Annotated in this window: 13 protein-coding genes; 11 read left to right on the top strand and 2 right to left on the bottom strand. The window is 44.0% G+C overall.

The genetic code is table 11. The annotated features are described in order from the left end of the window. Positions 1-13: 13 nt before the first annotated feature. Positions 14-778, top strand: coding sequence for a type III pantothenate kinase (locus ACTNC0_RS00750; protein ID WP_441085922.1), 765 nt, complete (start codon positions 14-16; stop codon positions 776-778). 34 nt (positions 779-812) lie between these two features. Here the strand turns inward: ACTNC0_RS00750 and ACTNC0_RS00745 are convergent, their stop codons facing one another. Then, a complete protein-coding gene (locus ACTNC0_RS00745) occupies positions 813-1742 on the bottom strand; it encodes an RluA family pseudouridine synthase (protein WP_441085919.1) in 930 nt (309 codons plus the stop codon). Between the two features lie 193 nt (positions 1743-1935). Between ACTNC0_RS00745 and ACTNC0_RS00740 the strand changes: the two genes are divergently transcribed. Continuing rightward, on the top strand, positions 1936-3291 hold the full coding sequence (locus ACTNC0_RS00740; protein ID WP_441085918.1) for an MATE family efflux transporter: 1356 nt from the start codon (positions 1936-1938) through the stop codon (positions 3289-3291). A 136-nt stretch (positions 3292-3427) separates the two neighbouring features. On the opposite strand, the gene ACTNC0_RS00735 is transcribed toward ACTNC0_RS00740, so the two are convergent. Further along, positions 3428-3571, bottom strand: coding sequence for a DUF6783 domain-containing protein (locus ACTNC0_RS00735; protein WP_441086059.1), 144 nt, complete (start codon positions 3569-3571; stop codon positions 3428-3430). Here ACTNC0_RS00735 and ACTNC0_RS00730 point away from each other — a divergent pair. The 9 genes from ACTNC0_RS00730 (at position 3524) to ACTNC0_RS00690 (ending at position 13560) form a co-directional block, all read left to right on the top strand. Further along, positions 3524-3643: a DUF6783 domain-containing protein gene (locus ACTNC0_RS00730; protein ID WP_441086058.1), complete on the top strand. Its 120-nt coding sequence runs from the start codon at positions 3524-3526 to the stop codon at positions 3641-3643. The genes ACTNC0_RS00735 and ACTNC0_RS00730 overlap by 48 nt on opposite strands. 454 nt (positions 3644-4097) lie before the next feature. Next, the gene (cbiD, locus tag ACTNC0_RS00725; RefSeq protein ID WP_441085916.1) at positions 4098-5264 is read left to right on the top strand and encodes a cobalt-precorrin-5B (C(1))-methyltransferase CbiD; all 1167 of its coding nucleotides are present in this window, start codon (positions 4098-4100) and stop codon (positions 5262-5264) included. A 20-nt stretch (positions 5265-5284) separates the two neighbouring features. Continuing rightward, entirely contained in the window at positions 5285-6043 is a 759-nt protein-coding gene (gene cobM, locus ACTNC0_RS00720; RefSeq protein ID WP_441085914.1) for a precorrin-4 C(11)-methyltransferase, read from the top strand. Positions 6044-6070: 27 nt separating this feature from the next. Further along, complete coding sequence (locus ACTNC0_RS00715; RefSeq protein ID WP_441085911.1) at positions 6071-7219, top strand: cobalt-precorrin 5A hydrolase; 1149 nt, start codon at positions 6071-6073, stop codon at positions 7217-7219. Further along, positions 7212-7943, top strand: a complete 732-nt coding sequence (gene cobJ, locus ACTNC0_RS00710; RefSeq protein ID WP_441085909.1) for a precorrin-3B C(17)-methyltransferase — start codon at positions 7212-7214, stop codon at positions 7941-7943. The genes ACTNC0_RS00715 and cobJ overlap by 8 nt, the downstream gene beginning before the upstream one ends. Further along, on the top strand, positions 7936-9900 hold the full coding sequence (cobK, locus tag ACTNC0_RS00705) for a precorrin-6A reductase (protein WP_441085907.1): 1965 nt from the start codon (positions 7936-7938) through the stop codon (positions 9898-9900). The genes cobJ and cobK overlap by 8 nt, the downstream gene beginning before the upstream one ends. Before the next feature lie 12 nt (positions 9901-9912). Beyond that, positions 9913-11310 carry a cobyrinate a,c-diamide synthase gene (locus ACTNC0_RS00700; protein WP_441085906.1) on the top strand — a complete coding sequence of 466 codons (1398 nt, stop codon included), beginning with the start codon at positions 9913-9915 and terminating at the stop codon, positions 11308-11310. 160 nt (positions 11311-11470) lie between these two features. Then, the gene (gene cbiB / locus ACTNC0_RS00695; protein ID WP_441085905.1) at positions 11471-12442 is read left to right on the top strand and encodes an adenosylcobinamide-phosphate synthase CbiB; all 972 of its coding nucleotides are present in this window, start codon (positions 11471-11473) and stop codon (positions 12440-12442) included. A 74-nt stretch (positions 12443-12516) separates the two neighbouring features. Beyond that, entirely contained in the window at positions 12517-13560 is a 1044-nt protein-coding gene (locus tag ACTNC0_RS00690; RefSeq protein WP_441085904.1) for a pyridoxal phosphate-dependent aminotransferase, read from the top strand. Positions 13561-13630 lie beyond the last annotated feature (70 nt).

Below are 13630 nucleotides of genomic sequence, written 5' to 3'. Positions count from 1 at the left end.
GAGATAAATAAGTATGATTTTAGCAATTGACATCGGAAATACAAATATTGTAGTTGGATGCATTGATGATAAAAAGACATATTTTATAGAGCGTCTTTCAACCAATCGTACGAAGACAGAACTGGAATATGCGGTAGATCTTAAGAATGTTCTTGATATTTATCATATCAGGAAAACAGATATCGAAGGCTGCATCATTTCTTCGGTAGTGCCACAGATCACAAATATTGCGAAGCTGGCTGCGGAGAAGATTCTTAAGAAAGATGCGATCGTTCTTGGACCTGGTATAAAGACAGGATTGAACATCATGATGGATAATCCGGGACAGCTTGGTGCAGATCAGGTGGCAGATGCAGTGGCAGGAATTGCTAATTACCCGGTGCCTTTGATCCTCATTGATATGGGAACTGCAACTACAGCTTCCGTTGTTAATAGCAGAAAGCAGTATGTAGGTGGAATGATCCTTCCTGGAGTGGGAGTTTCACTGGATGCCCTTACCGCAAGAGCTTCCCAGCTCAGCGGAATCAGCATTGATGCCCCGCGACATGTAATCGGAAAAAATACGATCGAATGTATGAAGAGCGGAGTTCTCTACAGCAATGCAGCCGCTCTTGACGGAATCATTGACAGAATCGAAGAAGAACTTGGCGAGAAAACCACAGTAGTAGCAACAGGTGGTCTGGCAAAGAAAATCATTCCTCACTGTAAGAGAAAAATCATTCTGGATGAAGAACTTCTGCTGAAAGGACTTCTGATCATTTACGAAAAAAATAAATAATTCTCCGGGAATATAAAAATAGTTCATCAGATAATTAATGCTGATGAACTATTTTTTTGCCCGCAGAATGGTTTTGGTTTGACCAAAAGGCAGAAACAAAATCAGCCGGAACAGGTGCTGTGAAAAGCATCGCTTTTTTAGTGACTGGATGCGTAAATTCCAGCTGATAGGAGTGAAGCGGCTGCCGTTTTATCCAACGATAATCCGGATTATACAAAAAATCTCCAGGAAGAGGATGACCGATATATTTCATATGCACCCGGATCTGATGCGTGCGCCCTGTCTCCAGATGAAGTTCTGCAAGAGAATAGTCTTTGCCAACTGCCAGACGTTCATAATGCGTAACAGCAGATTCTCCATTCTGAAAATTTACTTCACGTGTGATAACCGATCCATCCATTCGTGCAATAGGGGCATCGATAGTGCCTGATTCTGGAAGCACTCCGTCTACGAGTGCCAGATAAATTCTGCAGATCTGACGATTTCTCATCTGCACAGACAGAATAGCGGCACTCAGAGGATTCTTTGCAAGAATCAAAGCACCGGTTGTATCACGGTCAAGCCGATTAATACATCGGTAAACAAAATCTTCTCCTTTTTCATCAAAATACCAGGCAATCCCATTAGCCAACGTATTTTCATAATTTCCGGCAGAAGGATGTACCGGCATATCAGCAGGTTTATTTATCACAAGAATATCTTCATCTTCATAAAGAATCTTTAATTCCATCTTCGTCCGGATAATACTCTCTCCTGATTCCGTCTCAGGCACAGTGATTACCAGATGATCCTGCGGCTTCAACACAGACCGTCCGAAACCACGTTCGCCGTTTAGGATGATCGTATCAGAAGCATTCTTCATAGAACTTAATATATGCCGGGAAAATCCCTCTCTTTTAAGAAAGTCCAGAATCGTAACCGGACTTGTATTTTCAGAAATAATATATTCAATAACTCTTTGCATGACTGGTGTATTTTATTTACCTTTCTGAATCTATAACTTATATGTGGCTCTAATGTATCAGATTTTACAGCCTATAACAAGAAAAACAACAGGATTTTATACAAAAATATGAGAAAAAACACAGCCCACTCTCTTGCATCACAAAAAATTAAGCGTATAATCAGAAAAAGAAAATAAAATGGGTGGGGAAACGATGAAAGAAAATACAAAAGAACAGCAACACATTTTTACAAATCAAATGCTTCGAAGTCTGTTGATACCAGTCATCTTTGAACAGGTGTTAAACTCCTTAATGGGAACCGTCGACACCATGATGGTCAGCAATGTAGGCTCCGCAGCAATATCCGCCGTATCATTGGTAGATTCCATCAATGTACTGGTAATCCAGGCATTCTCAGCACTGGCAGCAGGCGGCGCAATCATCTGTTCACAATACATAGGACAGAAAAATCACGAAATGGCAAACAAATCCGCCAGACAGGTACTATTCATCATCACAGCCATATCTGTAGCGGTAACTACACTATGCCTGATATTCCGAATACCTCTTTTACAATTCATATTCGGAAAAGTAGAAGCAGACGTTATGACGGCATCCAGAACATACTTCTTCTATACAGCGCTATCCTTCCCGTTTATCGCACTCTATGATGCCGGTGCCTCTATATTCCGTTCACAGGGAAACACCAGAGGCCCGATGACCGTCTCCGTCATATCAAATGTAATCAATATCGGTGGAAACGCAGTCCTGATCTGGGTATTCCATATGGGCGTAGCCGGTGCTGCCATTGCAACCTTGGCCTCCAGAATCTTCTGCGCAGTAGTCGTACTCTGGCAGCTGCGACTTAACAGACAGCCAATCGTAGTAAAAAACTATTACCAGATCCGTCCTGATGGAAAAATGATCGGCAGAATCCTCTCACTGGGAATCCCATCCGGTGTAGAAAACAGCATGTTCCAGCTCGGAAAACTGTCAATCCAATCCTCCGTATCCACTCTGGGAACCATAGCCATCGCAGCCCAGGCAATGACAAACATCCTCGAAAACCTAAACGGAATCGCCGCCATCGGCGTAGGAATCGGTCTGATGACCGTAGTAGGCCAATGCCTCGGAGCCGGCAGAAAAGACGAAGCCATTTACTACATAAAAAAACTCAGTATCATTGCAGAAATCATCATCATCGCAAGCTGCCTCCTGGTATTCGCCCTGACCATTCCGATAACAAAACTAGGTGGAATGGAACCCCAAAGCGCCCAGATGTGCTTCCACATGGTAACCTGGATCACAATCATTAAACCAATCGTATGGGTAATGGCCTTCGTCCCTGCCTACGGCCTCAGAGCCGCCGGTGACGTAAAATTCTCCATGCTCACCTCCTGCATCACCATGTGGGCCTTCCGATTCTGCCTCTGCGTATATCTCATCCGCTTCAGAGGCTTCGGCCCAATGGCCGTATGGATTGGAATGTTTACCGACTGGACCGTCCGCGGAATCGTATTCTCCCTCCGCTTCCACAGCCGCAAATGGCTAAACCACAAAGTAGTATAAACTACCTGCTGGTCGTAAGGAATATTACCCATAAAATAAATACATTACAATAGACGATTTGCTCATTTCCAATCACCAGCTCAGAAAAAGTTCTTGTGTGGGGTACATTTGCAGGAGTCTTAGATATTATTAGCTCTCAGAAATCTGCGTTATGAGAAGAAAAGCCCTCTGTCTGAGCGCTAGAGCGTGTTTGAAAAATCATTCCTGCAATCTGCACGCCCCACTTTGCGGTATATTTTGCCTTCTTTCGGTTGGCGTAGCCCGCTACGTCGCCCTCAATCAGACAAAATCTCCCACAAATTGTGGCGCACATCTTGCAGAAAGCATTTTTCAAACACGCTCTGGCGAGTAATCCAGACTTTTCTTCTCATGCCTTTAGCAGATTTCTGAGAGCTTAGAATATCTTAGTCTCCGAAACCGCACCCAATACAAGAACTTTTTCTGAGCGTCCCTTAATGGGTATCCTTTAATCCTTTAATGCCCGTCAAACACATTGACTTTTCCCTCTCAAAATTATATAATGATTGTCGAAAATAACCCCAGAAAAGCACCACAGGAAGTCAGGTGAAATCCCTGCGCAAGTCCGTTACTGTAACAGCCAGATACTGTCTGCTTTTTCAGTTGAAATACAATCTGCGGCAACCAGAGAATATTTTAAGCCAGTACACTAGGAACTTTCAGGAGGGATTTTGTTGCACACAAAAATCCCTCCTTTTATGTAACTATAAATAAATCAGCAAAATAATGCAGTATTTTATTGAACTGTTATATCTCATACGCCGGCAGCGAAAGACAAAGGAGCACCCATGAAAAACGGACTGGAAGACTACTACGTAATCCGCGGAAACAAAAAAATGAGATTCGGCTACACAACAGGTTCCTGCGCAGCAGCAGCCTGCAAAGGCGCCACAGAAATACTCCTTGGAGGCAAATTACAGGAAACCGTTACACTGATGACTCCCAAAGGAATTCTGCTCACACTGGAACTGAAAGACATTCAGATAGAAACAGATAAAGTAATCTGTGCAATCCGGAAAGATGCCGGAGATGACCCAGACACCACAAACGGAATACTGGTCTATGCGACCGTAGAGAAAACAAAAGATCAGGGAATTACTCTTGACGGTGGAATTGGTGTCGGAAGAGTAACAAAAGCCGGACTTTCCCAGAAAATCGGAGAAGCTGCAATCAATCCGGTACCAAAATCCATGATCCTCCGGGCAGCCACAGAAATAGCAGAAAAATATGACTACGAGGGTGGCCTAAAGATTATCATTTCTGTTCCGGAAGGTGTAGAAATCGGAAAGAAAACGTTCAATCCCAGACTGGGAATCGTCGGAGGAATCTCAATTCTTGGAACATCCGGTATCGTAGAGCCTATGAGCGAGGCAGCCCTTGTCCAGAGCATCCGGGTGGAAATGAAACAGCACTTTTCCCAGGGAGAAGAATATCTTCTGGTAACACCGGGGAATTACGGTGCAGATTATCTGAGAGAACACATGGATCTCCCATATGAGAAGAACATCAAGTGTAGCAACTATGTAGGAGAAACGATAGATATGGCAATCGACATGGGCGTGAAAGGAATCCTTTTCATTGCGCATATCGGGAAGTTTGTAAAAGTAGCAGCCGGAATTATGAATACACATTCACACAGCGCAGATGCAAGAATGGAAGTTCTGGCGTCTAATGCAATCCGCGCAGGAGCACCACTGGAATGTGCAAAAGAGATTCTGAACGCATCTACCACAGATGAGGCACTGGATATTTTGAACAGATACCAGATGACCCAGGGAACGATGAAAGAGGTTCTGGACAGAATCCAGTTTTATCTGAATCACAGATCCTATGAACAGATTCTGCTTGGAGCAGTAGTTTTTTCTAACACCTGCGGATATCTGGGACAGACGGCAGATGCTGCCAAGTTGATTGAAAAAATTAATATACAGAATAAAAGAATTAAAGATAAATAGATAAAAGGAGGATGTAAAACATGGTACATTTCATAGGAGCAGGCCCGGGAGCACCGGATTTAATTACAGTAAGAGGAAAACAGTATCTGGAAGAAGCAGATGTGGTGATTTATGCAGGATCACTGGTAAATCCGCAGCTTCTTGAATATACAAAGGACATCTGCACAATCCATAACAGTGCCAGGATGACACTGGAAGAGGTCATTCATGTAATTGAGAAAGCAGAAGCAGAAGGAAAGACAACCGTCCGTCTCCACACAGGCGACCCTTGTATTTACGGCGCGATCCGTGAGCAGATGGATATTCTGGATGAGAAGAATATCGCGTATGATTACTGTCCGGGTGTCAGTGCATTCTGTGGTGCGGCAAGCGCCCTGAATCTGGAATATACACTTCCGGATATTTCCCAGAGCGTAATCATCACCCGTATGGAAGGCAGAACTCCGGTTCCGTCCAAAGAGAGCATTCAATCATTCGCAGCTCATCAGGCAACAATGGTTGTATTCTTAAGTACAGGAATGCTGGAAGAACTGAGCAGACGTCTGATTGAAGGCGGTTATACAGCAGATACACCGGCAGCTATCGTATACAAAGCCACCTGGCCAGATCAGAAGACTTTTGTCTGCACAGTAGGAACGCTGGCAAAAACAGCAGCAGATAACAATATCACAAAAACAGCATTGATGATCATTGGTGACAGTGTGGCAGCAGCACATTACGATCGTTCCAAACTGTACGATCCGGAATTTACGACAGAGTTCCGCGAGGCTACAAAATAAGAAAAGAACCTTCGATAGGAGGATAAAATGAAGATTGCAATGATCTGTTTCAGCCTGACCGGACAGGAAACAGGTGAGAAATTATGCAGGGGACTGAAGTCTGTCGGCATAACGGCAACCCTTGACAAAAAAAGTAAATACCTGCCGGACTCCATACAGATCAATACTTCTGCATGGGCAGGGGAGAAATTTCCTGATTCAGATGCGTTGATTTTCATTGGCGCAAGTGGAATTGCAGTCCGCAGTATTGCTCCTTATGTAGTGTCAAAGAAATCAGATCCGGCGGTGCTTGTGGTGGATGAATGCGGGAAGTTCGTGATTTCACTGCTGTCAGGGCATTTGGGCGGCGCTAATGAACTGGCGCTGAAAACGGCAGAAATATTAAACGCAGTACCGGTGGTAACGACCGCCACAGACCTGCATCATCGCTTTGCGGTAGATGTCTTTGCAAAGAAAAATGATTGTAGCATTTTCAATATGAAAGCGGCAAAAGAAGTTTCAGCAGCGCTTCTGGCAGGAAAAAAAGTGGGATTTTACAGTGAATTTCCTGTAGATGGCAGACTGCCGGAAGGACTGATTATGTGTGACGAACGGGGAATCCCGGTTAGAAATATGGAAGGCATGCAGTCAGATACTACGGAATCACCAGAAGGTAAAGAAATGATATCTGAAAATGCAGAATCAACTGTCGGAAAGCTGGATGGTTCAGAGATAGATTGTGGAGCCGCTGTTACAATACATACATCCTGTCAGCCTTTTGCGTCTACGACACAGATTGTTCCAGGAAACCTGACGCTGGGAATGGGATGCCGTAAGGGCAAAGATGCCGAAGGAATCGCGGAGGCGGCACAGAAAGTGCTCGATACAGGCGAATTTTTTAAAGAAGCATTTGAACAGATCGCCAGCATTAACCTGAAGAAAGAAGAACAGGGAATCAAAGCGTTGTCAAAAGACTGGCAGATTCCTTTTGTCACTTATACAGAAGATGAATTAAAACAGGTGCCGGGAGAATTTACGCCCTCACCGTTTGTAAAGAAAATCACAGGTGTAGATAATGTCTGTGAGAGAAGTGCAGTTTTTGCCAGCGGTAATGGCAGACTGATTCAGAAGAAAAAAGGAGAAAACGGTGTGACCACAGCAGTGGCAGCCAGAGAATGGAGGATACATTTTGAGTAAAATATATGTAATCGGAATCGGACCGGGAGCTTATGACCAGATGACAGGAAAGGCAATCCGTGCAATGAATGAAAGTGATGCGATCATCGGATACACTGTATATGTTGATCTGGTAAAGGAATACTTCCCTGGAAAAGAATTTATGACTACACCAATGAAGAAAGAGGTTGACCGCTGTGTTCTTGCGTTTGAACAAGCGAAGAAAGGCAAGACGGTTTCTATGATCTGCAGCGGTGATGCCGGAGTTTATGGTATGGCAGGACTGATGTATGAGGTCGGCGTTAATTATCCGGAAACAGAACTGGAGATCATTCCGGGTGTGACAGCAGCTACAGGCGGAGCGGCAGTTCTTGGTGCACCTCTGATCCATGATTTCTGTCTTATCAGCTTAAGCGACCTTCTTACTCCATGGGAAAAGATCGAAGCAAGACTTCTGGCTGCAGCTCAGGCAGATTTTGTCGTATGTCTTTATAATCCATCCAGTAAGAAACGCCATGATTATCTGCAGAAAGCATGCGACCTGATGATGAAATATAAGTCACCGGATACGATCTGTGGAACTGTTTCCAATATCGCAAGAGAAGGCGAAACAGCCAATGTAATGACGTTAAAAGAACTGAGAGATACACAGGTAGATATGTTTACAACTGTATTTATCGGAAATTCGCAGACAAAGGAAATCAACCATAAGATGGTTACGCCAAGGGGATATAAGAATGTATAAAGTCCTTGTTTTTGCAGGAACAACAGAAGGATATGAGGTCTGCCGCTTTTTGGCAGCTCATCAGGTACAGACGATGGGATTTGTCGCGACAGAATACGGCAGCAAATCTCTTATGGAAAATGAATATCTCACTGTGCAGACAGGAAGACTGGATGAAACTGCCATGGAGCAGATTTTTGCCAGAGAGGAGCCGGAGATGGTGCTGGATGCGACGCACCCTTATGCAGCTGAGGTTACCATGAATATCCGGACAGCCTGTGAGAAAACACAGACACTTTACTATAGAGTTCTGCGGGAAATGGGCGGACATGAAGAGAAAGCTGTCTATGTGGAGAGTGTGCAGGCGGCAGCTGAGTACCTGGACCGGACACAGGGAAATGTATTGCTGACAACAGGAAGTAAGGAACTGGCTGGTTTTACGGGAATGAAAGATTATAAGGAACGTCTTTATGCCAGAGTCCTTTCCCTGCCGAATGTCATGCAGGCATGTGCCGGACTGGGCTTTGAGGGAAAACATCTGATCGGAATGCAGGGACCTTTTTCCAGAGAATTAAATGCAGCGATGTTAAGACAGTACCACTGTAAATATCTGGTGACAAAGGATACCGGAAAAGCGGGCGGTTTTCAGGATAAGATAGATGCGGCGCTGGAATGTGACGCGATTCCTGTGATCATCGGGCGCCCGTTGAAAGAAGATGGAATGTCTGTAAAAGAATGCAAGAGATTCCTTATGGAACATTTCAGCCTGACGCATCAGCCGCATATTACGCTTCTTGGAATCGGCATGGGAAGTTCTCAGACGCTGACAGTACAGGGAAAGAACAGTCTGGATCAGGCAGATCTTCTGATCGGAGCGAAAAGAATGGTGGATTCTGTGAAGCGTCCGGGACAGGACGTATTCGTAGAGTACAGAAGCCAGGAGATTAAAGACTATATCGGGAAACACCCTGAGTATGATAACATTGTGATTGTTCTTTCTGGGGATGTAGGATTCTACAGTGGAGCAAAAAAACTGCTGGATGTTATGGCAGAATCAAAGATAGAAGTTCAGTGTGGAATTTCTTCTGTAGTATATTTTATGTCAAAGATTGGCTTATCCTGGGATGATGCGAAGATTGTCAGTGCTCATGGAAGAGGCTGTAATCTCATATCGCATATCCGCCATGAGAAAAAGGTGTTTGCGATTCTTGGAACTTCAGATGGAGTTGCAATCCTTGCGAAGAAACTGGTGGAATATAACATGGGAGACGTTCTTCTTTATGTGGGAGAGAATCTTTCCTATGATAATGAGAAAATTTTTGTAAAATCTGTCAGTGAACTGACAGAGTACGTGGGTGATCCGCTCTCAGTGGTCTGTGCGGTCAACGAGAATGCGATAACACGACCGGAAACTCATGGAATAAAGGATGAAGAATTTATCAGGGGCAAAGCACCTATGACGAAGGAGGAAGTGCGTACTGTATCACTTTCAAAGCTTTGTCTGGCACAGGATTCCATCTGCTATGATGTCGGAGCGGGAACAGGTTCTTTATCTATAGAGATGGCACTTCGCGCTCATCAGGGTAAAGTCTGGGCGATAGAGAAGAAAGAGGATGCAGTGGAACTGATTCGTCTGAACAAGGCGAAATTTGCAGCGGATAATCTGGAGATCGTTGAAGGACTTGCACCGGAGGCACTGACAGAACTTCCGGTACCTACACATGCGTTTATTGGAGGCTCCTCCGGAAATCTGAAAGAAATCGTGAAGCTTCTGATCGAAAAGAACCCCCAGGTTCGTATTGTGATCAATTGCATTACTCTGGAGACAGTGTCTGAAGCACTTGAGACAGCGAAAGAATTTGGATTTGAGGAGAATGAGATTGTCCAGCTCGGTGCGGCACGTTCAAAGGCGATTGGACGTTACCATATGATGATGGGCGAAAATCCAATTTATATTATTACATTGCAGAAGAAATAGAGGAGAAACAGGATGAAAATTCCAAGAATACTTCTGGCAGCAGGAGCCAGTGGCAGTGGAAAGACACTGATTACCTGCGGACTTTTGCAGGCGCTGGTAAACAGAAAAATGAAGGTGGCATCTTTTAAGTGTGGACCGGACTACATAGATCCTATGTTTCATTCCAGAGTCATCGGAACAAAATCAAGAAATCTTGATACTTTTTTTACAGATTCTGATGTTACCGGATATCTTCTTGGGCGAAATGCTGTGGACTGCGATATCGCAGTGATGGAAGGTGTCATGGGATTTTATGATGGAGTGGGAGGTATTTCCACGAAAGCAAGTGCCTATGACCTGGCAGATACGACAGATACACCTGTGATTCTTATTGTGAACAGCAGGGGAATGAGTATTTCCCTGGCTGCTTATATTAAAGGCTTTATGGAATATAAAGAGAACAGCCATATCAAAGGTGTGATTTTTAATCAGATGTCTCCGATGCTTTACCCAAGGATGAAGAAGCTGGCAGAAGAACAGTTGGGTGTGGAAGTTCTTGGCTATGTACCGAAAGTAGAGGACTGTGTGATTGAGAACCGCCATCTGGGATTGGTACTTCCGGAAGAAATCAAAGATCTGAAAGGTCGTCTGAAGAAACTGGCAGACGTGCTGGAAAAGACATTGGAAATAGACAGAATCCTTGCACTTGCAGAAAAAGCACCGGATCTGAATGTGCCGGAATCTCTGGATCAGAAAAATCCTGCTTTTGATTTTCATTTGCCACAGAAACTGAAGATTGGAGTAGCCAGGGATGAAGCATTCTGTTTCTTCTATGAAGATAACTTCCGGCTATTGCAGGAAATGGGAGCAGAGCTGGTTTATTTTTCACCGGTTCATGATGCACATCTGCCGTCAGATTTAGATGGGCTGCTCCTTTATGGAGGCTATCCGGAATTAAACGGAGAGGCATTGGAACAAAATGAATCCATGAAAGAGGAGATTGTTCGGGCGATTAAACAAGGGATGCCTTGTATGGCAGAGTGTGGCGGTTTTATGTATCTTCATGAACAGATGGAGGATATGGAAGGAATCAGCCGTAAAACCTGTGGGGTGATTCCGGGAAAGTGTTACAGAACTCCGAAACTGACGAGGTTTGGGTATATCACACTGAATGCCAGACAACCGGTATTTGGACAGGCAGCAGAAGAAATAGGGGAAATTCCGGCTCATGAGTTTCACTATTTTGATTCTGAAAACTGCGGTACAGATTTTCGTGCGTCAAAACCTCTCAGCAAACGAGGTTGGGACTGTGTACATAGTGAGGAAAATCTTCTGGCAGGATACCCGCATCTGTACTATTATGGCAATCCGAACATTCCCAAGGCTTTTTTGCTGAAGTGTCTGGAATATCATAATGATATTGAAAGATAGCAACAGTTATGGCTGCTGTTCACACATCACTATCCCACGAGATGTTTTTGTATGAAATGCAAAAATTCCGAGATATACGGTGCGAAGTGTGTTACCCAGAACGGAGCGAACAGTAACATCCTGATTTAGATAAAGTATGTAACAAGGAGTCTTATTTATTATGTTATATTACAGTATATATGCCCTGGCCGCAGGTTTTATCCTTGATCTTATTGTAGGAGATCCAAGATGGCTGTATCATCCGGTGTGCATGATTGGAAATCTTATAGCATTTCTGGAAAAAATACTTCGAAAGATTTTTCCAAAAACAGATAAGGGAGAGCTTGCGGCAGGTACCGCAGAGGTAATCCTGGTCTGTCTGTTCAGTGGCGGAATCCCGTTTCTGATCTTATATTTTCTTTATGGAATTTCTGCCTGGGCAGGACTGGCATTGGAAACATTCTGGTGCTATCAGCTTCTGGCAACGAAATCTCTGAAAATAGAGAGCATGAAAGTATATGACAGACTGAAAAACGGAACTCTGGATGAGGCACGCTATGCAGTATCTATGATTGTCGGCAGAGATACACAGTCCCTCTCAGAAGAGGGAGTGACAAAGGCGGCAGTGGAAACTGTGGCAGAGAATTCTTCTGATGGAATTATAGCTCCGATGCTTTATATGGCAATCGGCGGAGTCTGGCTGATGTTTTTATATAAAGGAATCAACACGATGGACTCCATGTTGGGATACAAAAACGACAAGTACCTTTATTTCGGCCGTTGTGCTGCAAAACTGGATGATGTGGCAAACTATATTCCGGCAAGAATCTCAGGATGGCTTATGGTAGTTGCGTCAGCGTTTGTAAAAATGGATGTGAAAAATGCGGCAAAGATTTACCGTCGTGACAGAAGAAATCACGCAAGTCCGAATTCTGCACAGACAGAAGCTGCGATGGCAGGAGCACTGGATGTACAGCTTGCCGGAAATGCATATTATTTTGGAAAACTTTATGAGAAACCGACGATCGGAGATGCAATCCGGCCGATAGAAGTAGAAGATATCAGACGGTCCAATCATCTGCTTTATGCTACTGCGATTTTGGGTGTAATAGTATTTATACTGATTAGTGCGGCAGTCAGAACGTGGTTATGAGCAAGTAGCGGAAGCAGATGATTTTATCCGGTTGACTGTGATACAGACATATATTATGAGACGGGAGAGAACAGATGACAAAACACATACATGGCGGTGATGTATATAAATATGATCATTGCCTGGATTTTTCAGCAAACTGTAATCCTCTTGGGACACCGCAGAGCGTGAAAAAGGCAATCATAGACAGCGTGGATGGTCTCAGTGATTATCCAAGGGTAGGCTGTGGACCATTAAAAGAAGCAATCGCAGTTTATGAGCAGACGCAAAAAGAATATCTGATCTGCGGCAATGGAGCCGCAGACCTTATTTTTTCTCTCTGCAGAGCAAAAAATCCGAAAAAAGCACTTCTTCTGGCACCGACCTTTGCAGAATATGAGCAGGCACTGGTGAGCGTGGGATGTGAGATCACAAGATATTATCTGGAAGAAACGGCAGATTTTTGTGTAGAGGAAAATTATCTGCAGCTTCTTAAAACAGAAAAACCAGATATTATTTTTCTGTGTAATCCAAATAATCCTACAGGAATCACAATGCCGCAGGAATTACCGGAGAAGATTCTTGCAAGTTGTTCAGAACTTGGTATCTTTATGGTCGTGGACGAATGCTTCCTGGATTTTGTAAAAGATCCGGACAGACACACATTAAAGGGAAAACTTGCAGAGCACCCGAATCTTTTTTTGCTTAAGGCATTTACCAAACGCTATGCGATTCCGGGTGTGCGCCTTGGATATGGATTCTGTTCTGACAGAAAAGTTCTGGAACGGATGGAGGCAGTAACACAACCCTGGAATGTATCTACCATGGCACAGCAGGCAGGACTGGCGGCGCTGAAAGAAACGGAATACGTAGAAAAAGGAAGACAGATCATTTTTCAGGAATCTGCGTGGCTGAAGGAAGAAATGACAAAGCTTGGCCTGAAAGTATATCCGTCAGAGGCAAATTATATATTCTTTCGTGGACCGGAAGATTTATTTGAGAAATGTGTGCCAAAAGGAATTCTGATTCGTGACTGCAGCAACTATCCGGGGTTACAGAAAGGATATTACCGCGTGGCAGTGAAACTTCATGAACAGAATGAAAAGCTGGTGCGGGTGTTGACAGAACTAATGGGATAAACCATTATAATCGGTGGTATTAAGTCGGAATCAAAAGATTTTTTATCCCTGACATTATTTATAGATAATT

Origin of the sequence: Blautia sp. HCP3S3_B11, assembly GCF_052064435.1 — a bacterium.
Lineage (GTDB): Bacteria > Bacillota > Clostridia > Lachnospirales > Lachnospiraceae > Blautia_A.
This window is presented reverse-complemented; position numbering and strand designations above follow the sequence as displayed.